General features: G+C 69.7%; 18 protein-coding genes. 16 read left to right on the top strand and 2 right to left on the bottom strand.

Annotation, left to right across the window (positions count from 1 at the left end):
• Positions 1-11: 11 nt before the first annotated feature.
• The gene (locus OG912_RS07530) at positions 12-1,577 is read right to left on the bottom strand and encodes a purple acid phosphatase family protein (protein WP_327708702.1); all 1,566 of its coding nucleotides are present in this window, start codon (positions 1,575-1,577) and stop codon (positions 12-14) included.
• Between the two features lie 130 nt (positions 1,578-1,707).
• On the opposite strand from OG912_RS07530, the gene OG912_RS07525 reads away from it, so the two are divergent.
• The 8 genes from OG912_RS07525 to cimA all read left to right on the top strand — a co-directional run bounded on the left by OG912_RS07525 (position 1,708) and on the right by cimA (position 11,543).
• The gene (locus OG912_RS07525) at positions 1,708-2,748 is read left to right on the top strand and encodes a 3-isopropylmalate dehydrogenase (protein WP_326738929.1); all 1,041 of its coding nucleotides are present in this window, start codon (positions 1,708-1,710) and stop codon (positions 2,746-2,748) included.
• 242 nt (positions 2,749-2,990) lie between these two features.
• Positions 2,991-4,079 carry a branched-chain amino acid aminotransferase gene (locus OG912_RS07520; RefSeq protein WP_327708701.1) on the top strand — a complete coding sequence of 363 codons (1,089 nt, stop codon included), beginning with the start codon at positions 2,991-2,993 and terminating at the stop codon, positions 4,077-4,079.
• 143 nt (positions 4,080-4,222) lie between these two features.
• Positions 4,223-4,903: an urease subunit gamma gene (ureA, locus tag OG912_RS07515; protein WP_327708700.1), complete on the top strand. Its 681-nt coding sequence runs from the start codon at positions 4,223-4,225 to the stop codon at positions 4,901-4,903.
• Positions 4,900-6,588 carry an urease subunit alpha gene (locus OG912_RS07510; RefSeq protein ID WP_326738932.1) on the top strand — a complete coding sequence of 563 codons (1,689 nt, stop codon included), beginning with the start codon at positions 4,900-4,902 and terminating at the stop codon, positions 6,586-6,588. Before ureA ends, OG912_RS07510 begins: the two co-directional genes overlap by 4 nt.
• A 26-nt stretch (positions 6,589-6,614) precedes the next feature.
• Positions 6,615-7,616: an agmatine deiminase family protein gene (locus OG912_RS07505; RefSeq protein WP_327713362.1), complete on the top strand. Its 1,002-nt coding sequence runs from the start codon at positions 6,615-6,617 to the stop codon at positions 7,614-7,616.
• A gap of 3 nt (positions 7,617-7,619) precedes the next feature.
• Positions 7,620-8,228 (top strand): TetR/AcrR family transcriptional regulator, encoded by a 609-nt coding sequence (locus OG912_RS07500; RefSeq protein WP_327708699.1) that lies wholly within the window; start codon positions 7,620-7,622, stop codon positions 8,226-8,228.
• Positions 8,229-8,325: 97 nt separating this feature from the next.
• Positions 8,326-9,657, top strand: a complete 1,332-nt coding sequence (locus OG912_RS07495; protein ID WP_327708698.1) for an MFS transporter — start codon at positions 8,326-8,328, stop codon at positions 9,655-9,657.
• Between the two features lie 278 nt (positions 9,658-9,935).
• Entirely contained in the window at positions 9,936-11,543 is a 1,608-nt protein-coding gene (gene cimA / locus OG912_RS07490; RefSeq protein WP_326738935.1) for a citramalate synthase, read from the top strand.
• Between the two features lie 58 nt (positions 11,544-11,601).
• On the opposite strand, the gene OG912_RS07485 is transcribed toward cimA, so the two are convergent.
• Entirely contained in the window at positions 11,602-13,470 is a 1,869-nt protein-coding gene (locus OG912_RS07485; RefSeq protein WP_327708697.1) for a ricin-type beta-trefoil lectin domain protein, read from the bottom strand.
• 290 nt (positions 13,471-13,760) lie between these two features.
• Between OG912_RS07485 and OG912_RS07480 the strand changes: the two genes are divergently transcribed.
• The 8 genes from OG912_RS07480 (at position 13,761) to OG912_RS07445 (ending at position 23,987) form a co-directional block, all read left to right on the top strand.
• Positions 13,761-14,735 (top strand): LacI family DNA-binding transcriptional regulator, encoded by a 975-nt coding sequence (locus OG912_RS07480; protein ID WP_326738937.1) that lies wholly within the window; start codon positions 13,761-13,763, stop codon positions 14,733-14,735.
• A 133-nt stretch (positions 14,736-14,868) separates the two neighbouring features.
• The gene (locus OG912_RS07475; protein WP_327708696.1) at positions 14,869-16,545 is read left to right on the top strand and encodes an ABC transporter substrate-binding protein; all 1,677 of its coding nucleotides are present in this window, start codon (positions 14,869-14,871) and stop codon (positions 16,543-16,545) included.
• A 22-nt stretch (positions 16,546-16,567) separates the two neighbouring features.
• Positions 16,568-17,635, top strand: coding sequence for an ABC transporter ATP-binding protein (locus OG912_RS07470; RefSeq protein ID WP_327708695.1), 1,068 nt, complete (start codon positions 16,568-16,570; stop codon positions 17,633-17,635).
• Positions 17,632-18,612 (top strand): ABC transporter permease, encoded by a 981-nt coding sequence (locus OG912_RS07465; RefSeq protein WP_326738940.1) that lies wholly within the window; start codon positions 17,632-17,634, stop codon positions 18,610-18,612. Before OG912_RS07470 ends, OG912_RS07465 begins: the two co-directional genes overlap by 4 nt.
• A gap of 5 nt (positions 18,613-18,617) precedes the next feature.
• Positions 18,618-19,595, top strand: coding sequence for an ABC transporter permease (locus tag OG912_RS07460; RefSeq protein ID WP_327708694.1), 978 nt, complete (start codon positions 18,618-18,620; stop codon positions 19,593-19,595).
• Positions 19,592-20,608, top strand: a complete 1,017-nt coding sequence (locus tag OG912_RS07455) for an ABC transporter ATP-binding protein (RefSeq protein WP_327708693.1) — start codon at positions 19,592-19,594, stop codon at positions 20,606-20,608. Before OG912_RS07460 ends, OG912_RS07455 begins: the two co-directional genes overlap by 4 nt.
• Before the next feature lie 31 nt (positions 20,609-20,639).
• Positions 20,640-22,058 (top strand): GH1 family beta-glucosidase, encoded by a 1,419-nt coding sequence (locus tag OG912_RS07450; RefSeq protein WP_327708692.1) that lies wholly within the window; start codon positions 20,640-20,642, stop codon positions 22,056-22,058.
• Positions 22,059-22,112: 54 nt separating this feature from the next.
• Complete coding sequence (locus OG912_RS07445) at positions 22,113-23,987, top strand: discoidin domain-containing protein (protein WP_327708691.1); 1,875 nt, start codon at positions 22,113-22,115, stop codon at positions 23,985-23,987.
• Positions 23,988-24,062: the final 75 nt, after the last annotated feature.

Here is a 24,062-nt window from a genome sequence, read left to right as displayed (position 1 = left end):
CGCGACCGGGATCAGCCCCGGCTGATCTCGAAGTGGTCGATGCGCTCGCCGGACTCGGCGAGCGCGGTGACCTTCATCCGTGCGTCGCGTCCGGGCTCCACCTCCACCGCGAGGAACGAGAATCCGGTGTAGCGCACCCGCGACCACTCCACGGTCTCGGTGGCCCTGGTGCCGCCCTTGGCCACGTGGTAGGTGTCCACGCTCTCCAGGTCCGTGACATGCCCCTCGTAACTGTCCGGTGCCGGGAAGTTGTACAGCGCCTTGCCCGCGCCGCCCGCCGTGACGTACACGATGCCGTCCCGGGTCGGGTCGGTGCGCTCGCCGATCGGCACCTTGCGCTGCACCGCGTTCTTCAGGATCGCGTCGGTGCGCTCGTAGACGTGGTTGTGCCCGTTGATGACCAGGTCCACCTGGTGCTTCTCGAAGAGCGGCACCCAGGCGTCCCGTACCCCGCCGTCCGAGGCGTGTGCATTCGTCGTGGAGAAGGCGCAGTGGTGGAAGAAGACCACCAGGAAGTCGATGTCGTGACGGGCCCGCAGCTCGCCCAGGCGCCGGTCCAGCCAGCGTGTCTGCTTGCCGCCGCTGATGCCGAAGTTGGCGGGGATCTCGTACGACACGTCATTGGCGTCGAGCGCGATCACGCCGACGTTGCCGTGCACGAAGGAGTACGCCCCGGGCTGGTTCACCGGGTCCGGGCCGTTGTCCGGCAGGGTCCAGCGGGCGTTCTGGCCGCCGTAGCCGTCGGGCGAGTACCAGGCCTCCATGTCGTGGTTGCCGGTCGTCACCATCCACGGCACGGTCTTGGACACCGTCTCGGTCTGCGCCAGGAACTGGTCCCAGGTGCGCGCGTCATAGGTGTCGCTGCTCTGGCCGGAGCCCGACGGGTCGGCGTAGCAGATGTCACCCGCGTGCAGGTGGAAGGCGGGGTTCTGGCCCAGGATCAGCTGGTCGTTGCCGAGCGCGTGGTAGCTGACGCCCTGGTCGCCGAAGGCCGTGAAGGTGAACTTCTCCGCGCGCGAGGGCGCCGTGGTGAAGGTGCCGAGCGTGCCCAGGTTGCGGGTGTCGGCCGGGTCGAAGCCGTCGTGGCCGACGCCGTAGTAGTACGTCGTGCCGGGCTTGAGGCGCTCCAGGGCCGCGTGCACGTAGTACTGCTCGGCGGCCGCGATCTTGCCGTCGTTCAGCAGCGGCGTCGTCAGGTGGCGCACCTCGGCGTCGATCCTCCGGCTCAGCGCCCACGGCTTGAGGCCGATGCGGATGTACGGGCGGCGCACCGCGAACGGGACCTGCCAGGAGACCGTCATCTGCGTCTTCGGGTCGGCGCCGTACGCCAGGTGCCGGCCGAACGGGGCGACCAGCGAACCGTCCACCCGGGTGGTGCTGTGCGAGGTGAGGACCGACGGGGCGGCGTAGGCGGGCGAGGCGGCCAGTGAGGCGCCGAGCCCGGCGACGGCGGCGGTCGCCACGCTCGTACGCAGCACACCGCGTCGGGTCAGCCGGGTCCGCAGGTAGTCGTGCTGCTCGGCCATGCTCATGCGGTCGGCGAGCTTCTCGGGGATGCCGAAACGGGGGATGTCCATGGGCGACAACCTCCACCCGCTTCCTGACGGCACTCCGTCGGGTAGGTGAACGGTACACGTACAGCTGCCCATGTGTCCGTATAATGGACGTGACGTGTCATGGGGTGGGACGCGCAGTATCGTGCCGGACATGGCTTCCAGCATCAATCTCGCAGTGATCCCCGGTGACGGTATCGGCCAGGAGGTCGTGGCCCAGGGGCTCAAGGTCCTCAACGCTGTTCTCCCGCAGGATGTGAAGCTGGAGACCAAGGAGTACGACCTCGGCGCCCAGCGCTGGCACCGCACCGGTGAAACCCTCCCGGACGCGGAGCTGGAGGCCCTCAAGGGTCACGACGCCATTCTGCTCGGTGCGATCGGTGACCCGTCCGTGCCCTCCGGCGTGCTGGAGCGCGGGCTGCTGCTGAAGCTGCGATTCGCCTTCGACCACTTCATCAACCTGCGGCCGTCGAAGCTGTTCCCGAACACGGCGACCCCGCTGGCCGGCCGTCCGGACATCGACTTCGTCGTCGTCCGCGAGGGCACCGAGGGCCCGTACACCGGCAACGGCGGTTCGCTGCGCACCGGCACGGAGCACGAGGTCGCCACCGAGGTCAGCCTCAACACGGCCTTCGGCGTCGAGCGCGTCGTCCGCGACGCCTTCGAGCGCGCCGCCGCCCGGCCCCGCAAGAAGCTGACGCTGGTCCACAAGAACAACGTCCTCGTCTACGCCGGCCACCTGTGGAAGAACACCTTCGACAAGGTCGCGGCCGAGTACCCCCAGGTCACCACCGACTACCTGCACGTCGACGCCGCGACGATCTTCTTCGTCACCCAGCCGGAGCGCTTCGACGTCATCGTCACCGACAACCTCTTCGGTGACATCCTCACCGACCTCGCCGCGGCCGTCTCCGGCGGCATCGGCCTGGCCGCGTCCGGCAACATCAACCCGACGGGTGCCTTCCCGTCGATGTTCGAGCCGGTCCACGGCTCTGCCCCCGACATCGCGGGCCAGGGCAAGGCCGACCCGACCGCCACGATCCTGTCCGTCGCCCTCCTGCTGCGCCACCTCGGCTACGAGGCCCAGGCCGTGCGCATCGAGGACGCCGTCTCCGCCGACCTCGCGGAGCGCGACGGAACGGCTCGCACCACCGACGAGATCGGCGACGCGCTCGCGGTACGCGTAGCGGGCTGATCCGACGACTCTCTCAGGAAGCCGCCGGGTCGCACACGCACCCGGCGGCTTCTCCTGTGCGGCCCCGGGTGTCACCATCGAATCCTGGATCGCATTCACGCCATTTCGTGCACGGCCACCCACGAGAGATAATCGAACGGGACCGTGGCTTGCCGCGAAGCTCGGACGTCCTAGGACCTGTCCGACAGGAGCTGGCGTGGGCGTGGTCCTACACACACAAAACCGGTGAAGGACACGTACTCATGACGACGCCCACGATCGAGCTCAAGCCCTCCTCGAACCCGCTGTCCGACGCGGAGCGCGAGGCGATCCTGGTCAAGCCCGGATTCGGCCGCTACTTCACCGACCACATGGTGACGATCAAGTGGACCGACGGCCGCGGCTGGCACGACGCCCAGCTCGTCCCGTACGCGCCGCTGTCGATCGACCCGGCCAACATGACGCTGCACTACGGGCAGGAGATCTTCGAGGGACTCAAGGCCTACCGTCAGCCCGACGGTACGGTCGCCACCTTCCGCCCCGAGGCCAACGCCGAGCGTTTTCAGTCGTCCGCGCGCCGGCTGGCGATGCCGGAGCTGCCCGTCGAGACGTTCGTCGCGGCCTGTGACGCGCTTGTCCAGCAGGACGCGGCCTGGGTCCCGGCCCACGGCGGCGAGGAGTCGCTCTACCTGCGCCCGTTCATGATCGCGACCGAGGTCGGGCTCGGGGTGCGGCCGTCCAACGAGTACCTCTTCCTGGTGATCGCCTCGCCGGCCGGCGCCTACTTCCCCGGCGGCGTGAAGCCCGTCTCCATCTGGCTCTCCGAGGACCGCGTCCGCGCCGTCCCCGGAGGCATGGGCGACGCCAAGACGGGCGGCAACTACGCCGCGTCCCTCCTCGCCCAGGCGGAGGCCGCGGCCAAGGGCTGCGACCAGGTCGCCTACCTCGACGCCGTCGAGCACAAGTGGGTCGAGGAGCTCGGTGGAATGAACCTGTACTTCGTGTACGGGAACAAGATCGTCACCCCGGCGCTGACCGGTTCCCTGCTCGCGGGCATCACCCGTGACTCGCTGCTCAGGCTCGCCGCGGACCTCGGCTACGAGCCCGAGGAGAGCCGCGTCTCGATCGACCAGTGGCGCGACGACACGGCGAACGGCACCCTCACCGAGGTCTTCGCCTGCGGCACCGCCGCCGTCATCACCCCCGTCGGCACCGTGAAGAGCGCGGGCGGTGAGTGGACCCAGGGCGACGGCACGCCCGGCCCGGTCACCCTCAAGCTGCGCGAGCGCCTGCTGGACATCCAGCGCGGCACCGCCGAGGACACCCACGGCTGGATGCACCCGCTCGGCTAGGTCGTACACACAGAAGGCCGCGTCCACCGGGCGCGGCCTTTTTGTGCGCCAGGGCTTAGAGCGTTGCTCGAATTTGATCGCCGTTAGTTCCATTCCCCATGGCTTCTGGTTAGAGTGCTGCTCTAACCAGGAGGTGCGACGACGTGCGACTGACCCCGACCGAACGCGACCGGCTGCTGCTCTTCGGTGCCGCCGAGCTGGCCCGCGCCCGCCGGGCCCGCGGGCTGAGGCTCAACGTCCCCGAGGCCACCGCCCTGATCGCGGACACCGTCTGCGAGGCCGCCCGCGACGGCCGCCGGCTCGCCGAGGCGATCGAGGCCGCACGCGGGGTGCTGGGCCCGGACGACGTGCTGCCCGGGGTCGCGGACATCGTCACCGAGGTCCATGTGGAGGCCGTCTTCGACGACGGTTCGCGGCTCGCCGTGGTCTCCCGCCCCCTGGGCGCCGGCCTCGGCGACGAGGCGCCGGGCGCGGTCGTGCCAGGACCCGCGGCTCCGCAGCCGGAGCCCTCCGTGCGCCTCGCCGTCCGCAACACCGCGACCGTCCCGGTCTCCGTCACCTCGCACTTCCACTTCTTCGAGGCCAATCCGCGGCTCGACTTCGACCGGGCGTCGGCGTACGGGATGCGGCTCTGCGTGCCCGCGGGGTCCTCGGTCCGCTTCGGGCCGGGGGAGCGCGTCGAGGTGGGCCTGGTGCCCATCGGCGGCGACCGTGTCGCGATCGGGTTCGCCGGGCTGGTCGACGGACCCCTCGACGCACCGGGCGCCCGCGATGAGGCGCTGCGGCGCGCCGCGGCCTGCGGCTACCTGGGGGCAGGGCGATGAGCATCGACCCGTACGAGTACGCCTCCGTGCACGGACCGCGCGCCGGTGACCGGGTCAGGCTCGGCGACTCCGGGCTGACCGTCAGGGTCGAGTCCGACGCCCAGAAGCCCGGCGACGAGTTCCTCGCCGGATTCGGCAAGACCGCCCGCGACGGCCTCCACCTCAAGGCCGCCGCCGTCCGGGAGACCTGCGATGTCGTGATCAGCAACGTGCTGGTCATCGACGCCGTGCAGGGCATCCGGAAGGTGTCCATCGGCATCCGCGAGGGCCGGATCTCCTCGATCGGCCGGGCCGGGAACCCCGACACCCTCGACGGGGTGGACGTCGTCGTCGGCACGGGCACGTCCATCGTGTCCGGCGAGGGCATGATCGCCACGGCCGGTGCCGTCGACACCCATGTCCATCTGCTCTCGCCGCGCATCATGGAGGCCTCGCTCGCCTCCGGTGTCACCACGGTCATCGGCCAGGAGTTCGGCCCGGTCTGGGGCGTCGGCGTCAACTCGCCGTGGGCCCTGCGCCACGCCTTCAACGCCTTCGACGCCTGGCCGGTCAACATCGGCTTCCTGGGCCGCGGTTCCTCCTCGCACGAGGCGCCGCTCGTCGAGGCGCTCGCCGAGGGCGGGGCCTCGGGCTTCAAGGTCCACGAGGACATGGGCGCCCACACCCGCGCCCTGGACACCGCGCTGCGCGTCGCCGAGGAGTACGACGTGCAGGTGGCCCTGCACAGCGACGGGCTGAACGAGTGCCTGTCGGTCGAGGACACCCTGCGCGTCCTGGAGGGGCGCACCATCCACGCCTTCCACATCGAGGGCTGCGGCGGCGGGCACGTCCCCAACGTCCTGAAGATGGCGGGCGTGCCGAACGTCATCGGCTCCTCCACCAACCCCACGCTGCCCTTCGGCCGGGACGCGGTCGCCGAGCACTACGGGATGATCGTCTCCGTTCACGACCTGAAGACGGACCTGCCGGGCGACGCCGCCATGGCCCGCGACCGGATCAGGGCCGGCACGATGGGCGCCGAGGACGTGCTGCACGACCTGGGAGCCATCGGGATCACCTCGTCCGACGCCCAGGGCATGGGCCGGGCCGGCGAGACCGTCCGCCGCACCTTCGCCATGGCCGGGAAGATGAAGGCCGAACTCGGCCCGCTGGAGGGCGACGGGCCGGGCGACGACAACGCCCGGGTGCTGCGCTACATGGCCAAGCTCACCATCAACCCGGCCATCGCCCATGGCCTCGCGCACGAGATCGGCTCCATCGAGACCGGGAAGCTCGCCGACATCGTGTTGTGGCGGCCCGAGTTCTTCGGCGCGAAACCGCAGCTCGTCCTGAAGTCGGGCTTCCCCGCCTACGGCGTCACCGGCGACCCCAACGCCGCCACCGACACCTGCGAACCCCTCGTCCTGGGACCGCAGTTCGGTGCGTACGGGGCGACCGCCGCCGATCTCTCGGTCGCCTTCGTCTCGCAGGCCGCCACCCAGCTGGGCGCGGACGCCATGCCGACCCGCAGACGCCGTGTCGGCGTCCGGGGCACCCGGGGCATCGGTCCTGCCGACCTGCTCCTCAACTCCCGTACCGGAACGGTCGACGTGGACGGACGCAGCGGTCTCGTCACCCTGGACGGCGACCCGCTCAGCTCCGAACCCGCCGACTCGGTCTCCCTCAACCGGCTCTACTTCCTGTAAGGACCCGTGCTCCCGTGACCTTCCGCATGCCGCCCGAATGGGCCCCGCACGAACGCACCTGGATGGCCTGGCCGGGCCCCAACCCCACCTTCGCCTCCACCGCCGAACTCGAAGAGGCCCGCCGCGCCTGGGCCGCCGTCGCCCACGCCGTCCGCCGCTTCGAACCCGTCACGATGGTCGTCGGCCCCGGCCAGGAGGACAGCGCCCGCGCCCTGCTCGGCCCGGACGTCGAGCTGGCGGTGCGCCCGCTCGACGATGCCTGGATGCGCGACATCGGCCCCACCTTCGTCACCGACGGCCGCGAACTGGCCGCCGTCGACTGGACGTTCAACGGATGGGGCGCCCAGGGCTGGGCCCGCTGGGAGCGCGACCGGCACATCGCGCGCTCCGTCGCCGAGCTCGCCGGCGTCCCCGTGCACAGCTCGCCCCTGGTCAACGAGGGCGGCGCCATCCATGTCGACGGCGAGGGCACCGTCCTGCTCACGGAGACCGTCCAGCTCGGCCAGGAACGCAACCCCGGCCGGAGCCGCGAGGAGGTCGAGGCCGAGATCCATGCCCGCCTGGGAACCGAGAAGGCCATCTGGCTGCCCCGGGGCCTGTCCGGCGACTACGGCACGTACGGCACACTCGGCCATGTCGACATCGTCGCCGCCTTCGCCCGCCCCGGCACCGTCGTCGCCCACGTCCAGCCGGACCCGGCCCACCCCGACCACGAGGTCACCCGGGAGACCGTCCGCATCCTGCGCGCCGCCACCGACGCGAAGGGGCGGCCGCTGGAGGTGGTGGAGGTCCTGGCGCCCACCGTGCTGCGGGCCGGCGGCGAGTGGGTCGACTACTCCTACATCAACCACTACCTCTGCAACGGCGGCGTCGTCCTGTGCGCCTTCGGCGACCCGCGCGACGAGCTCGCCGCCGGGATTTTCCGCCGGCTCTTCCCGGGCCGTACGGTGACACTCGTCGACGCCCGTGCCATCTTCGCCGGGGGCGGCGGCATCCACTGCATCACCCAGCAGCAGCCGAAGGTCTGAACCGTGCCCACCGCCCCGCGCCGCCGCAACACCGCCCCGCCCCGCGAGGACGTGCTCGCCGCCGTCATGGCCACCGTGGCCGAACGCGGCCTCGACGGCCTCACGATGGCCGGGCTCGGCCGCGAGGTCGGCATGAGCAGCGGCCATCTCCTCTACTACTTCCGCACCAAGGACGAACTGCTGCTCCAGACGCTGGAGTGGAGCGAGAACCGGCTCGGGGCCGAGCGGCGCCGGCTGCTGTCCCGGCCCGGCACGGTCCGCGAGCGGCTCGACGCGTACATCGGTCTCTACCTCCCCGCCGGTCACCGCGACCCGCACTGGACGCTCTGGCTGGAGGTCTGGAACCGCTCGCGCGACGCCGACGAGGACGCGCGCGCCCGGCAGGCCGCCATCGAGGGTGCCTGGCACCGCGACCTGGTGGCGCTGCTCGCCGAGGGCGGCTCGCGCGGGGAGCTGCGCCGGGTCGACGCCGAGCGCTACGCGACCCGGCTGCGCGCCCTGCTGGACGGCTTCAGCGTCCATGTGGCCGTCGGTCTTCCCGGGACCGGGCGGGACCAAGTGCTGGAGCGTGTGGGGGAGTTCATCGAGGAGACGCTGGCCGTGGCCGGCTGACGTCACCCACTCGTGAACGCAACGTACGTAAGTACGCGCGATCGTTGCGGCCTGCACCCTTGTTGGACTTCCGCCGTTTCGGGCACGGTGACCAACCATGGGACGAGAGCAGTGGAAGAAAATCTGGGTCGGCTCCGCCGGCAACATGGTCGAGTGGTTCGACTGGTTCGTGTACGCGACCTTCGCGGTGTACTTCGCGGACTCGTTCTTCCCCGAAGGCAACGAGACCGCCAACCTCATGAACACCATGGGCATCTTCGCCGTCGGCTTCTTCATGCGGCCGGTCGGCGGCTGGCTGCTCGGCCGGATCGGTGACCGCAAGGGCCGCAAGGCCGCGCTCACCCTGACCGTCACCCTCATGTCGGCCTCCGCGGTCCTCATCGCGATCGCGCCGACCTACGACGTCGCCGGATACGGCGGCGTCGCCGTACTGATGGTCGCCCGGCTGCTCCAGGGGCTGTCCGTCGGCGGCGAGTACGCGGCCAGCGCCACGTACCTCACCGAGGCCTCCGCCCCCGAGAAGCGCGGCTTCGCCTCCAGCTTCCAGTACGTGTCCATGACCGCCGGACAGCTCGTCGGTCTCGGCCTCCAGATCTTCCTGCAGCGCAACATGTCGGAGGAGGCGCTGCACAGCTGGGGCTGGCGCATCCCGTTCGTCGTCGGCGCGCTCGGCGCGGGCATCGTCTTCTACCTGCGCCGCTCCATGCTGGAGACCGAGGTGTACGCCGACTCCGGCGCCGCCGAACAGCAGGACCGGGGCACGCTGAAGGTGCTGTGGCAGCACCGGCGCGAGGCGTTCCTGGTGATGGCCCTGACGATGGGCGGCACCGTCGCCTACTACACGTACACGACCTACCTCACGAAGTTCCTCTCCAAGAGCGCCGGCATGGAGAAGTCCACCGCCTCGCTCGTCAGCTTCTGCGCGTTGTTCGTCTTCATGTGCATCCAGCCGCTGGCCGGAATGCTGTCCGACCGGATCGGCCGCCGCCCGCTGCTGATCACCTTCGCCGTCGGCTCGACCTTCCTGACCGTGCCGATCATGACGATGCTCAAGCACGCCGACACCTTCTGGCCCGCACTCGGCCTGGCGCTGCTCGCCCTGGTCGTGATCACCGGCTACACCTCCATCAACGCCTGCGTGAAGGCCGAGCTCTTCCCGACCAACATCCGCGCCCTGGGCGTCGGTCTCTCGTACGCCGTCGCCAACGCGCTCTTCGGCGGCACCGCCGAATACGTGGCGCTGTGGTTCAAGAACGCCGGCGCGGAGTCCGGCTTCTACTGGTACGTGGCCGGCTGCGCCGCCGTCTCCCTGGTCGTCTATCTGACGATGCGCGAGACCCGTGACATCGATCTGAACCGGGTCGCCGCACGGCGGGCGGGGGAGAAGGCACAGCCCGCCGGAGCGACGAGCGTCACGCCCGCATCCTGAGACAGGGCGGGGCACGGAGGCGGTCCTGTGCCAGACTGCTTCCGTGTCCTCGTTCGTCATGATTATCGGCAACAGGCGCGCCGGTCCGCAGTGACCGTCCCGTACCACCATGTACGGCACGGCCACCGTGCCCCAGACCCGCGCGCAGACCTCTCGCACCCGCGAGGGGTTTTTTGTTTTCCGGCCCTCACCACCGGCCGGGACGAGGCGCGCGGGATGATGGGGGCAAGTGGAGTCAGATCGTCCGGATCCACTCATCCGACAGGAGTCAGACCAGCATGACCACCAAGGCCAAGCCCACCGACGACAGTTTCCATGTCTTCGACACCACGCTGCGCGACGGTGCCCAGCGTGAAGGCATCAACCTGACGGTCGCGGACAAGCTGACCATCGCCCGGCACCTGGACGATTTCGGCGTCGGTTTCATCGAGGGCGGCTGGCCGGGAGCCAATCCCCGCGACACCGAGTTCTTCGCGCGCGCCCAGCAGGAGATCGAGTTCCGGAACGCCGAGCTGGTCGCCTTCGGCGCCACCCGCAGGGCGGGCGGCAAGGCGGCCGAGGACCCGCAGGTCAAGGCGCTGCTGGAGTCGGGCGCCCCGGTGATCACCCTGGTTGCCAAGTCGCACGACCGCCACGTGGAGCTCGCCCTGCGCACCACGCTGGAGGAGAACCTGGAGATGGTGCGCGACACCGTCTCCCACCTGGTCGCCCAGGGACGCAGGGTCTTCGTCGACTGCGAGCACTTCTTCGACGGATACCGCGCCAACCCCGAGTACGCCAAGGCCGTCGTCAAGGCCGCGTCCGGGGCCGGCGCCGACGTCGTCATCCTCTGCGACACCAACGGCGGGATGCTCCCCGCCCAGGTCCAGGCCGTCGTCTCCACCGTCCTCGCCGACACCGGCGCCCGCCTCGGCATCCACGCCCAGGACGACACCGGCTGCGCCGTCGCCAACACCCTGGCCGCCGTCGACGCCGGCGCCACGCACGTCCAGTGCACCGCCAACGGCTACGGCGAGCGGGTCGGCAACGCCAACCTCTTCCCCGTCGTCGCCGCACTGGAGCTCAAGTACGGCAAGACCGTCCTGCCCGAGGGCGCGCTCGCCGACATGACCCGCATCTCGCACGCCATCGCCGAGGTCGTCAACCTCACGCCCTCCACCCACCAGCCCTACGTCGGCGTCTCGGCGTTCGCGCACAAGGCCGGGCTGCACGCCTCCGCGATCAAGGTCGACCCGGACCTGTACCAGCACATCGACCCGTCGCTGGTCGGCAACACCATGCGGATGCTCGTCTCCGACATGGCGGGCCGCGCCTCCATCGAGCTCAAGAGCCAGGAGCTGGGCGTCGACCTCGGGGGCGACCGCGAGCTCGTCGGCCGGGTCGTCGAGCGGGTCAAGGAGCGCGAGCTCAGGGGCTACACCTACGAGGCGGCCGACGCCTCCTTCGAACTGCTGCTGCGCGCCGAGGCCGAGGGCCGGGTACGCCGGTACTTCCGCATCGAGTCCTGGCGCGCGATCGTCGAGGACCGCCCCGACGGCACGCACGCCAACGAGGCGACCGTGAAGCTGTGGGCCAAGGGCGAGCGCATCGTCGCCACCGCCGAGGGTAACGGCCCGGTCAACGCGCTCGACCGGGCACTGCGCGTCGCCCTGGAACGGATCTACCCGCAGCTCGCCAAGCTGGAGCTGGTGGACTACAAGGTCCGCATCCTGGAGGGCCGCACCGGCACCGACTCCACCACCCGCGTCCTGATCACGACCGGTGACGGCTCCGCCGACTGGTCGACCGTGGGCGTAGCCGAGAACATCATCGCCGCGTCCTGGCAGGCCCTGGAGGACGCGTACACCTTCGGGCTGCTGCGCGCCGGCATCGAGCCGACGGAGTAGGGCGGGCGCACGACGGCCACGGACCGGGCCCGGTCCGCGGCCGCCGTGCACGCGTCGGCTACCCGAGGTGCCACTTCTGGTTGGCCGCCCCCGTGCACGTCCAGATCTGGGTGCGGGCCCCGTTCGCCGTCGACTGGTCGGTCACGTCCAGGCACTTGTCCGCGGCCGTGTTGACGACGTCGCCCGTTGAAGCGTTGTACGTCCAGCGCTGCGCCGCGGAGCCGTTGCAGGTGTACAGCTGGACCTTCGCGCCGTTCGCCGTCGAGCCCGAGGTCACGTCCAGGCAGGCGCCGAGCGTACGGATGGAGCCGTCGCCCTGCACCGTCCAGCGCTGGTTGGCGGCCCCGGTGCAGTCCCAGAGCTGGACGGGTGTGCCGTCGGCGCCGGTGTTGCCCGTCGCGTCGAGGCACTTGCCGCCGGGGCCGGACAGGGCGCCCGATGCGGACTCCGATCCCGACTGCGTGCCCGCCCAGGTGAAGGTCGCCGACGTGCGGGCGGGCAGCGAGTAAGTGAACGTGCTGCCGCCCCAGTTGACCGTCAGCTGCTGGGCCGAGCCGCCGCCGTTGTACGCGATCAGCGCCTTCGATCCGTCCGGGTTGCGCCAGGCGACATTGGGCACGGTGGAGCCGGCCGTGGAGGAGATCCGGGAGGCGCCGGGGCGGACGAACTTGGTCAGGTGACCCATCGTGTAGTACTCGATGTTGTAGTCGACCTGTCCACTCCTGCCGTCCCCGTTGTGCACGGTGATCAGCCCGTCGCAGGTGCCGCAGCCGCCGTTGTGCGGGCCGCGGTTCTGGTCGACCGCCAGGGACCACTTGGTCACCGACTTCGCCCAGTTGCGGGTGTAATCGATGATGTTCATCATGTCTTCGCGCTGCTGGTCGGCGATCCAGGTGCCGCCCGAGTGCTCGGTCTGGAACGCGTCCATCGTCGGGTACTGGTTGTGCACCGTCGTCTGCTTGGCGATGTCACCGCCGTACCCGTGCCAGGCCACCCCGCCGAAGTTGGGGTGGTTGCGCACGGCCGCGTCGTCCACGGTGGCCGCGGCGTACGCGTCGTAGGTGTCCCAGTTCCAGTCGTGCGCCAGCACCTTGGTGGCCAGGCCGGCGGAGGCCAGCTTCGGCAGCAGCTCGCTCTTGGTGAAGTAGGCGAGACCGGAGCCGTTCCAGCTCATCGACGGATAGCCCGAACAGCACGTCGGCTCGTTCTGCGCGGTGACGTAGTCGACCGGAACGCCCTGGTCCCGGTAGGCCTGGAGGTACTTCACGAAGTAGTCGGCGTAGGCGCCGTAGTTCTCCGCCTTCAGCCAGCCGCCGTTCAGCTGCCCGTTGTCCTTCATCCAGGCCGGCGCAGTCCACGGGGAAGCCACCGTCGTCAGCGCCGGGTTGAGCTGCCTGGCCTGTTTCGTCAGCGGCAGCACGTCCTCCAGATCGTGTGCGATCGAGAAGTTCGCGAGCGACGGGTCGCTCTGCCCGGCAGGCACGTCGTCGTAGGTGTAGCCGTACCGCGCCAGGTCCGAACCGCCCATCGGATTGCGTACGAACGACAGCCCGATGCCCTCCGTGGGGGAGAACAGCTTCTTCATCGTGGCGTCCCGGGTCGCCTGGCTCAGCGCCCCGCTGCTCCTCATCAGGTACGCGGCGGTGTCGGTGAACGAGGCGCCGCCGCCGGTGAAGGTCTGGTAGCGGGTGTTCTCGTCGACCGTGATGTTCGTACCGCCGCCCCCGTTCCCGGCCCCGAACGCGACCGGGGTCTGGGCCTCCAGGCCCCGGGTGACATGACGGCCGCCGGAGTCATCGGTGGTGGTCAGGGCGATGTTCACCGTCTCGCCCGCGGCCTGTGCGGTACCGGAGGAGAGCCCGGTGAGACCGGCGGTGGCGAGCACTGCGGCGAGCAGCGCCCTCGCCGCCCTTCCTGATCGGATCATGGCTGATGCCTTCCTCGGCGGGAGCGTGGGGGACGTGCCGTCGGACGAGACGGGAGTGAACTGCTCTTACGTGCCCACGTCAAGAGTTTGCGTGTTCAGAACTTGAACACAAGCGCGTTCCAGGCCACCTCTGAGATGGGTACGGACCAATCTCGACGTGAAGTATTGACGGCTCTGTTCCGGCGGGGTTAACTCACGCCACCAACGCCGGTACCGGTTCCGGAACCGGTTGCGGTACCGGTTCCACAGCTGTTCGTTCGCTCTGTCCTGTTGTGTCCTGGAGGCCCCCGATGCGTGTCACCATCGCTGATGTCGCCCGCGAGGCCGGCGTCAGCAAGACGACCGTCTCCCGGGTCATCAACACCAAGGGTGAAGTGGACGGTTCGACGGCCGCCCGTGTTCGTGAAGTGATCGCACAGCTCGGCTACGTACCCAGTTCGGGCGCCGTCGGTCTGGCCCGCGGCAGCAGCCGTACGGTCGGCATGCTGGTGCCCTCGCTGACCTGGCCGTGGATGGGCGAGGTGCTTCAGGGTGTCGTCGACACCGTCGAAGCCGCCGACTACGGGCTGTTGCTCTTCACCTGCAACCGCGGGGCCGAGTCCGTGGAGCGCTTCACCAGCCAGGTGTCGGCGCGGGCCTTCGACGGACTGGTCGTCGTCGAACCCGAGAACACCATGGACCACCTCACCGCACTGCACCGCGGTGGCCTGCCGATCGTGCTGATCGACGATCGCGGCCACCACCCCGAGTTCCCCTCCGTCGTGACCACCAACCACGAAGGAGGCGCGTCGGCCGCCCGCCATCTGCGGGCTGCCGGCCGCACCAGGCCCCTGGTCATCACGGGCCCGCAGGACTTCGGCTGCGTACGCGACCGGCTGGAGGGATTCGTCTCCGTCCTGCCCACCGACCTCGTCGTCCGCGGGGACTTCACCGAGCTCTGCGGCCGCCAGGCCGTCGAGCAACTCCTCGCCTCCGGCGTCGAGTTCGACTCGGTCTTCGCGCACAACGACATCACCGCGGCAGGCGTGCTGCGGGCGCTGCGCGCCGCCGGGCGGACCGTGCCCGGCGACATCGCGGTGGTCGGATTCGACGACATCCCGATGGCCGAGCACACCGAACCGCCCCTGACCACCGTGCGCCAGCCCACCCGGCAGATGGGTGAGACGGCCGCACGGATGCTTCTCTCCCACCTCGGCGGCACGCCCGTACCCGACGCACCGGTCGTGCTGCCCACCGAACTGGTCGTGCGCCACTCGGCGCCCTAGCGCTGCGGGCCCGGCCCCGCACGCACCCGTACCGCCCGTACCGCCTGTACGCACCCGCACCGTCCGTACCCGGCGCGCCGAGCGCTGCCCGTTCCCGGATCTCCCAGACCCGCCAGTCCCTCCTGGAGTCGCCATGTCCGCACGCCGTCACCACACGCTCAGAGCGGTCGCGCTCGCCACCGCGGTGGTCGCGCTCGCCGCCGGATGCTCGTCAGCCAACTCGAACCACAACAAGAGCGGCAGCGGCGCCTCCGGCGTCCTGAACATCGGCAAGCCGGACGGGCCGCAGACGAACAACAGCAACCCGTTCCTGAACACCTCGGCCGGTGCCACCCTCGGCTACCGCTTCATGATCTACGAGCCGCTGGCGATGGTGAGCCAGATCCGGCCCACCGCCAAGGCCGACCCGTGGCTGGCGTCGAACTGGACGTGGGACCTCAACTTCACCAAGGTCACCTTCACCCTGAACGACAAGGCGAAGTGGGCCGACGGCAAGCCGGTGACCGCGGAGGACGTGGCGTTCACCTTCAACCTGCTGAAGAAGCACCCGGCGCTCAACGGCGACGGCATCGCGTACGACGGCGTGAAGGTCCAGGGCAACAAGGTCGTCCTGACCTTCGAGGACTCGCAGTACGTCAACCAGAACAAGATCATCCAGCAGTTCGTCGTGCCCAAGCACATCTGGGAAGGCGTCAAGAACCCGGAGACCTGGCCCAACCGCACCCCCGTCGGCTCGGGCCCGTACAAGCTCAAGACGTTCACCCCGCAGACCACCACGCTGACCGCCACGCCCACGTACTGGAAGGGTGAGACGAAGGTCAAGGAGCTGCGCTACAGCACCTACAACGACAACAGCGCCGCCACCACCGCGCTGGCCAGCGGCAAGCTGGAGTGGTCGTTCGTCTTCATGCCGAACTACAAGCAGCTGTTCATCTCCAAGGACCCCAAGAACCACAAGCTGTGGTTCCCCTCCGGTCTCGGCATCCACGGACTGTGGTTCAACACCACCCGCAAGCCGTTCGACAACCCGGCGCTGCGCAAGGCCATGGCGATGGTCGTCGACCGCAGCGCCATCTACACCCAGGCCGAGGCGACGCTCTACCCGGAGATCACCAACCCGACCGGCATCCCGCTGCCCGCCGGTGAGTCCTTCATCGCACCCGAGTACAAGAGCGCCACCACCAAGCCCGACGTCGAGGGCGCCAAGAAGGTCCTGGAGAAGGCCGGCTTCACGCTCAGCGGCGGTGTGCTGAAGGACCCGAGCGGCAAGGCCGTGAAGCTCACGTTCACCGACCCGGCCGGCTGGAACGACTACATCACCGGTCTCGCGATCATCAAGGACAACATCAAGAAGATCGGCATCGAGGCCAAGGTCAAGACGCAGACCGCCGAGGCCTGGGGCGCGGACGTCGCCAACGGCAACTTCGACGCCACCCTGCACTGGACCAACAGCGGCGCGACCCCGTACGACATGTACCAGAACATCATGGACGGCGCCCTGCTCCAGCCCATCGGCAAGGCCTCCCAGCTCGGTAACTTCGGCCGCTTCAAGAGCACCGAGGCGACCGAGGCGCTGAAGGACTTCGCCCAGGCCACGACCGACACCGCCCGCACCGCGGCGATGAACACCCTGCAGAAGATCATGGTCGAGCAGGCGCCGATGATCCCGACCGCGGCCGCGCCCATCGGGGCCGAGTACTCCACCAAGAACTGGGTGGGCTGGCCCACCGAGGCCGACCCGTACGCCGACCCGCAGCACACCCAGCGCTCGGCGCTGGAAGTCGTGCTGAAGCTCAAGCCGTCCAAGTAGGACAGGGATCCAGGTACCGGCCATGTCTGAACAGACAGAGAAGAACCACGTCGTGCTCGAAGCACGCGGAGTCACCAAGCACTTCGCCGTGCGGCGCACCGGCCGCGATCTCCTCGCGGGCAAGCGTCGCAGCGTCCACGCCGTCGACGACGTCTCGCTGCAACTGCGGCGCGGCACCGTCACGGCACTGGTGGGGGAGTCCGGCTCCGGGAAGTCCACCGTCGCCAGGCTGCTCGCCCAGTTGTATCCGCTCACCGAGGGCGAGATCCATCTGGGCGGACAGGCGGTGAAGGCCGGACGTGGCCGGTCCTTCCGCAGTTACGTACGCCGGGTCCAGCTCATCTTCCAGGACCCGTTCGCCTCGCTGAACCCGGTGCACACCGTGCGCTACCACCTCACCCGCGCCCTGAGGATCCACGGCAGGGCGGGCAGCGGCGAGGCGGAACTGGAAGAGAACCTGACCGCTCTGCTGAACCGCGTCCAGCTGACTCCTCCTCATCAGTATCTGGACAAGTTCCCGCACGAGCTGTCGGGAGGTCAGCGCCAGCGCGTGGCCATCGCCCGCGCGCTCGGCGCCGACCCCCAGGTCCTCCTCGCCGACGAGCCCGTCTCGATGCTGGACGTGTCGATCCGGCTCGGGGTGCTCAACCTGCTCAAGGACCTCAAGGACCGCATGCACCTCGCGATCCTCTACATCACCCACGACATCGCGTCCGCCCGCTACTTCGCGGACTCCACGCTCGTCATGTACGCGGGCCGGATCGTCGAGGGCGGTGACAGCGAGACCGTCACCCAGCGCCCCGCCCACCCCTACACCCAGCTGCTGATCGCCTCGGCGCCCGACCCGGACCGGGTCGTCGACGAGGAGGAGCAGGAGGAGACCGGCAGCGGCGAGCCCCCGTCGCTCATCGACCCGCCGGCCGGCTGCCGGTTCCACCCCCGCTGCCCCAAGGCGATGGAGCGCTGCCGCACCGAACTGCCGCCGCGCTTCGACCTCGCCGACGGCCAGTGGGCCGCCTGCTGGCTGTACGACGGGACCAACGGCGACGCCAACACCACCGACGACCACGAGAAGGAGGCTGCGAAGTGAAGTACCTGCTCCAACGGCTCGCCTTCTACCTGGTCACCGCGTGGGCCGCGATCACCATCAACTTCTTCATCCCGCGCCTGATGCCCGGCGACCCGGTGCAGTCCCTCATCGCCCGCTTCCAGGGCCAGCTGGACACCAGCGCCATCGCCTCGCTCAAGGCCCTGTTCGGCCTGGACAAGCACCAGTCGCTCTGGCAGCAGTACACCGACTACTGGAGCCATCTGCTCGACGGGGACCTCGGTCTGTCGTTCACCTTCTTCCCGACGCCGGTGAGCGAGGTCATCGCCCAGTCGCTGCCGTGGACGCTCGCGCTCGTCGGCATCACCACACTGATCAGCTTCGTGCTCGGTACCGGCATCGGGGTCTTCACCGGCTGGCGGCGCGGCTCCTGGATGGACAGCCTGCTGCCCGTCACCACGTTCATCTCCGCCATCCCGTACTTCTGGCTCGGCCTCATCGCCATCTCGCTGTTCGCCGTGAAGTGGCCGCTCTTCCCGGCCGCCGGCGGCTATGACAACTCGCTGGTGCCCGCCTTCGACTGGCCGTTCATCTCCAGCGCGCTCTACCACGGTGTGCTGCCCGGCCTCACGATCGTGCTCAGCGCCGTGGCCGGCTGGATCCTCGGCATGCGCAACATGATGGTGACGGTGTCGAGCGAGGACTACGTCATGGTCGCCCAGGCCAAGGGGCTCTCCGAGCGCCGGGTGATGTTCGGATACGCCGCACGCAACGCGATCCTCCCCAACATCTCCGGCTTCGCCCTCTCGCTCGGCTTCATCGTCGGCGGCACGCTCCTGGTGGAGATGGTCTTCTCCTACCCGGGCATCGGCTACCAGCTCTTCCAGGGCGTCGGAGCCAAGGACTACCCCCTGATGCAGGGTGTCTTCCTGATCATCACGCTCTCCGTCCTCGCCGCGAACCTCCTCGCGGACGTCCTCTACATGCTCCTCGACCCCCGTACCCGAAGGGAGGCGTAGGGCTCATGGCCGTCACCGCAACCGAGGTCGCCGTACTCGACGCGACCGAGACCCCCGCAGCGGGCAAGCGCAAGTTCCGCTTCCTGCGCGGCCGCAAGACTGTCATCGGACTCGGCATCCTGCTGTTCTTCGTACTGATCGCCGTCATCGGCCCCTGGATCGCCCCGTACGACCCCGACACGATGAGCAACGAACTGCTCCAGCCGCCGTCCGGCTCGCACTGGTTCGGCACCACGCAGACCGGTCAGGACGTGCTCTCGCAGATCCTCGTCGGCACCCGCGGCGTCCTCGTCGTCGGCTTCATCGCCGGCATCCTCGCCACGGCCCTCTCCGTGCTGATCGGCGTCAGCGCCGGCTTCCTCGGCGGCACCGCCGACGAGGTGCTCTCGCTGCTCTCCAATGTCTTCCTGGTCATCCCCGGACTGCCGCTGATCATCATCATCGCCAGCTTCGTCTCCGACACCGGTGACCTGCTGATCGCCGCCGTCATCGCCCTGACCTCCTGGGCCTGGGGAGCGCGGGTGCTGCGCGCCCAGACGCTCTCCCTGCGCCGCCGGGACTACATCGAGGCGGCCCGCGCCACCGGCGAGTCGACCTGGCGGATCATCCTCTTCGAGGTGCTCCCCAACCTGACCGCCGTCATCGCCTCCGGCTTCGTCGGCACCGTCATCTTCGCGATCCTCTCGGAGATCACCCTCGCCTTCATCGGCGTCGCCGACATCTCCAACTGGAACTGGGGGACCGTCCTGTTCTGGGCGCAGTCCAACCAGGCCCTCGCCCAGGGCGCGTGGTGGTGGTTCGTCCCCGCCGGGCTCTGCATCGCCCTGCTCGGCATGTCGCTCGCCCTCATCAACTTCGGCATCGACGAGTTCGTCAACCCGCGCCTGCGCACCGAGACCGGCGGCTCCCGGAAGGTCCGCATGCGCGTCGGCTTCACCCCCGTGGCCCGTACCGGCACGTCCAAGAAGGAGCCCCGCCCATGAGCGAGCCCGTCCTCACCATCAGCGGCCTCAACGTGGACTACGGGACCGGCGCGGACGCCGTGCACGCGCTGCGCGACATCGACCTCACCCTGCACCGCGGCGAAGTCCTCGGCCTCGCGGGCGAGTCGGGCTCCGGCAAGTCCACCCTGGCCTACGCCGTCACCCGGCTGCTCTCCCCGCCCGGTGTGATCACCGGCGGCGAGGTCCACTACCACCAGCGCGACGGCCAGGCGCTCGACCTGCTGACCCTGTCCGCGCCCGAACTGCGCGCCTTCCGCTGGCAGGAGCTGTCGATCGTCTTCCAGGGCGCGATGAACTCCCTCAACCCGGTGCACACGGTCCACAGCCAGCTCACCGACGTACTCCAGGCGCACCGCCCGGAGATGAAGAAGAGCGAACGCACCGCACGGGCCAAGGAACTGCTCGGCCTGGTCGGGATCTCCGCCGACCGGCTCGGTGCCTACCCGCACCAGCTCTCCGGCGGCATGCGCCAGCGCGTGATGATCGCGATGGCCCTCGCCCTGGAACCCGAGATCGTCATCATGGACGAGCCCACGACGGCGCTCGACGTCGTCATGCAGCGCCAGATCCTGCGCCAGCTGGTCAAGCTCCGTGAGGAACTCGGCTTCTCCGTCGTCTTCATCACGCACGACATCTCCCTCCTCATCGAGTTCTCCGACCGGATCGCGATCATGTACGGCGGACGGATCGTCGAGGAGGCCGGCGCGTCCGACATCTACCGCGACCCCCGCCACCCGTACAGCGACGGACTGCTGCACTCCTTCCCCGCCCTGCACGGCCCCCGCCGCGAGCTCAGCGGCATCCCCGGCTCGCCCCCGCACCTGTCCGCGATGCCGGCCGGCTGCGCCTTCCACCCCCGCTGCGCCAAGAAGGTCGACGGCTGCGACACCCACGTCCCGGTGCTCGCGGCGCCGGACGGGAGCGACGGCTCCCGCTCCGTGGCCTGCTGGCTCCACAAGGAAGCCCCGGCCCCCGCAGTCGCCCGCCCGTAGCGACGTACGCCACGCACACCACAGGAGAACCATGAATCCCGTCATCCCCCAGGCCTACGCCCGCGAGATCGCCGCCCAGGCCGTACCCGGTCTGCCCGCCGATTTCCGCTGGGGCGTCGCCACAGCCGCGTACCAGATCGAGGGAGCGGCGGCCGAGGACGGCAGAACGCCGTCGATCTGGGACACGTACTGCGGGGTGCCGGGCATGGTCGTGCGCGGCGAGAACGGCGACGTGGCCTGTGACCACTACCACCGGATGCCCGAGGACGTGCAGCTGATCGCCGACCTGGGCGTCGACACCTACCGCTTCTCGCTGGCCTGGCCCCGCATCCAGCCCGGCGGCCGGGGCCCCGCCAATCCGAAGGGACTGGACTTCTACAAGCGTCTGGTCGACGAGCTGGACGCCAAGGGCGTCACCCCGTGGATCACCCTCTACCACTGGGACCTCCCGCAGGAGCTGGAGGACGCCGGCGGCTGGCCGGCCCGCGACACCGCCTACCGCTTCGCCGAGTACGCCGCCCTCGCCTACGACGCCCTGGGCGACCGGGTGAAGCACTGGACCACGCTGAACGAGCCGTGGTGCTCGGCGATGCTGGGGTACGCGTACGGTAACCAGGCTCCCGGCCGGAAGAACTTCGGCGAGGCGATCCACGCCGTCCACCACCTGCTGCTCGGCCACGGCCTCGCCTCGCAGTACATGCGGGAGCAGGCCGCCGCCCGAGGCAACGACCTCGAACTCGGCATCACCCTCAACCTGGGCACCGCCACCCCCGAGACCGACAGCCACGAGGACGCCGAGGCGGCCCGCCGCGCCGACGGACTCGGCGCCCGGCTCTACCTGGACCCGGTCGTCAAGGGCGCCTACCCCGAGGACATCGTCACCGACCTCGCCGCCCAGGGCATCGAACTCCCCGTCCAGGACGGCGACCTGGAGATCATCTCCACCCCGCTGGACGTCCTCGGCGTCAACTTCTACCGCGGCACGCTGTTCTCCGGTGTGACCGAGGACGGCGCGACGACGGACACCGAAGGACTGCCCGTCACCCGCGTCGTCGAGCGCGAGCTGCCCCGTACCGCCATGGACTGGGAGATCACCCCCAGCGCCCTCACCGACCTGCTGGTCCGTCTGGAGAAGGACTACGGCCTCCCGACGGTCATCACCGAGAACGGTGCCGCCTTCGACGACACCGTCTCCGCGGACGGCGAGATCCACGACGCCGACCGCACCACCTATCTCGCCGACCACATCGCCGCCGTCGCCGATGCCCGCGCACAAGGGGCCGACGTCCGGGGGTACTTCGCCTGGTCGCTGATGGACAACTTCGAGTGGTCCTACGGCTACGACAAGCGATTCGGCATCGTCCGCGTCGACTACGACACGCAGGTGCGGACACTCAAGGACAGCGCCAAGTGGTACCGCGACACCATCCACCTCACCCGCAACGCGTAGGGCCTGCCCGGCCGCGCCCGCGCAGCCCTCAAGGATACGAACGGGAGCCCCACCGTGCCCTCTCGTACGACTCTGGCAGCCACCACCGCCGCACTGATCGCCCTCGCCGCCCCCATGGCCTTCGCCGCTCCGGCCGCCCCCCGGCCGGCGGCGCAGGCCGCGGCCTGGGACACCGACCGGGCGGCCGCCGCCCACGCCGCCGACCCCGGATCCGTCACCGCGTCCGGCAGCGAGAACGACGCCACCGGACCGGGAGCCGCCGCGGACGGCAACGGCACCACCCGCTGGTCCAGCAACGCCGCCGACGACGCCTGGATCCGGGTCGACCTCGGCTCCACCATCCGGATCAGCCAGGTCACCCTGGACTGGGAGGCCGCCTACGGCAAGAAGTACGTCCTGGAGGTGTCGAAGAACGGCACCGACTGGACCGCCTTCTACACCGAGGACGACGGCACCGGCGGCAGCGTCACCGCGCACACCTACCCGCAGGAGGTCACCGGCCGCTACGTCCGGATGCGCGGCATCCAGCGCGCCACCGCCTGGGGCTACTCCCTGTACTCCTTCAAGGTGTACGGAGGGGAGCAGGCCCCGGCCTCCACGACCCGCACCAACCTCGCCCTGAACCACCCCGCGTACGGCAACCTCTACCAGCACGCGGGCAATTCACCGGCGTTCGTCACCGACGGCGGCTGGCCGGCCGACCTCAAGGCGGACCAGTCGCGCTGGTCCAGCGACTGGAACGCGGACCGCTGGGTCGGCGTCGATCTCGGCGCCACCTCCACCATCGACACGGTCGACCTGTATTGGGAGGCGGCGTACGCCGTCGACTACCGCATCCAGGTCTCCGACGACAACCGCACCTGGCGCACCGTCTACCAGCCCTCAGCCGCCGACGTCGCCGCCCGCCGCGCCGACGTGAAGGCGCCGGGGGAGGCCGCCGGACGCCATGACACCGTCACCCTGCCCACCCCGGCGACCGGCCGCTACGTCCGGATGCTCGGCGTGGAACGCCGCTCCTTCTACAACCCCGCACCGTCCACCGCCCAGTTCGGCTACTCGCTCTACGAGTTGCAGGTCTGGGGCACCGGAGGCAGCGCGGACGCCGCCTACCCGGCCCTGCCCAAGGACCCGGGCGGCGCGTACAGCACCACGTTCTTCGACGACTTCACCGCCTCGGGCCTGGACCGCTCCAAGTGGCGGGTGGTGCGCACCGGTACGGAGATGGGCCCCGTCAACGGCGAATCGCAGGCCTACGTCGACTCGACGGACAACATCCGCACCGAGAACGGCGCCCTCGTCCTGGAGTCGAAGTACTGCAAGGCGTGCACCCCCACGCCCAACGGAACCTTCGACTTCACCTCCGGCCGGGTCGACACCAACACCAAGTTCGACTTCACCTACGGCAAGGTCAGCGCCCGTATGAAGCTCCCGGTCGGCGACGGCTTCTGGCCCGCCTTCTGGATGCTCGGCAGCAACGTCGACGACCCGTCCGTCTCCTGGCCCGGCTCCGGCGAGACGGACATCATGGAGAACATCGGCTACGGCGACTGGACCAGCTCCGCCCTGCACGGCCCCGGGTACTCGGCCGACGGCAACATCGGCAAGCAGCAGACCTACCCGAACGGCGGCCGCGCCGACGAATGGCACACCTACGGCGTCGAGTGGACGCCCGAGGGCATGACGTTCACCGTCGACGACCGGGTCGTCCAGACGACCTCCCGCCAGAAGCTGGAATCCACCCGCGGCCAGTGGGTCTTCGACCACAACCAGTACGTGATCCTCAACCTGGCCCTCGGCGGCGCGTACCCCGCCGGCTGGAACAAGGTCACCACCCCCTACTGGGGTCTTCCGCAGTCCAGCGTCGACCGCATCGCACAGGGCGGCGTCAAGGCGGAGATCGACTGGGTCCGCGTCGAGCAGAAGAAGTAACCGGACCACGACCCCCAGAAGTAGCAGGCCACCCCCCCCGCACCTCCAGGTCACACCCGCACCCCGCGCGCGGCA

Source organism: Streptomyces sp. NBC_00464, from assembly GCF_036013915.1.
Classification (GTDB): Bacteria; Actinomycetota; Actinomycetes; order Streptomycetales; family Streptomycetaceae; genus Streptomyces.
This window is presented reverse-complemented; position numbering and strand designations above follow the sequence as displayed.

Bases quoted from the DNA above. Each gene is read 5' to 3' on its own strand.
- OG912_RS07530 (WP_327708702.1), bottom strand. From the start codon at position 1,577: ATGGACATCCCCCGTTTCGGCATCCCCGAGAAGCTCGCCGACCGCATG.
- OG912_RS07525 (WP_326738929.1), top strand. From the start codon at position 1,708: ATGGCTTCCAGCATCAATCTCGCAGTGATCCCCGGTGACGGTATCGGC.
- OG912_RS07520 (WP_327708701.1), top strand. From the start codon at position 2,991: ATGACGACGCCCACGATCGAGCTCAAGCCCTCCTCGAACCCGCTGTCC.
- OG912_RS07510 (WP_326738932.1), top strand. From the start codon at position 4,900: ATGAGCATCGACCCGTACGAGTACGCCTCCGTGCACGGACCGCGCGCC.
- OG912_RS07505 (WP_327713362.1), top strand. From the start codon at position 6,615: ATGCCGCCCGAATGGGCCCCGCACGAACGCACCTGGATGGCCTGGCCG.
- OG912_RS07495 (WP_327708698.1), top strand. From the start codon at position 8,326: ATGGGACGAGAGCAGTGGAAGAAAATCTGGGTCGGCTCCGCCGGCAAC.
- cimA (WP_326738935.1), top strand. From the start codon at position 9,936: ATGACCACCAAGGCCAAGCCCACCGACGACAGTTTCCATGTCTTCGAC.
- OG912_RS07485 (WP_327708697.1), bottom strand. From the start codon at position 13,470: ATGATCCGATCAGGAAGGGCGGCGAGGGCGCTGCTCGCCGCAGTGCTC.
- OG912_RS07480 (WP_326738937.1), top strand. From the start codon at position 13,761: ATGCGTGTCACCATCGCTGATGTCGCCCGCGAGGCCGGCGTCAGCAAG.
- OG912_RS07475 (WP_327708696.1), top strand. From the start codon at position 14,869: ATGTCCGCACGCCGTCACCACACGCTCAGAGCGGTCGCGCTCGCCACC.
- OG912_RS07470 (WP_327708695.1), top strand. From the start codon at position 16,568: ATGTCTGAACAGACAGAGAAGAACCACGTCGTGCTCGAAGCACGCGGA.
- OG912_RS07460 (WP_327708694.1), top strand. From the start codon at position 18,618: ATGGCCGTCACCGCAACCGAGGTCGCCGTACTCGACGCGACCGAGACC.
- OG912_RS07455 (WP_327708693.1), top strand. From the start codon at position 19,592: ATGAGCGAGCCCGTCCTCACCATCAGCGGCCTCAACGTGGACTACGGG.
- OG912_RS07450 (WP_327708692.1), top strand. From the start codon at position 20,640: ATGAATCCCGTCATCCCCCAGGCCTACGCCCGCGAGATCGCCGCCCAG.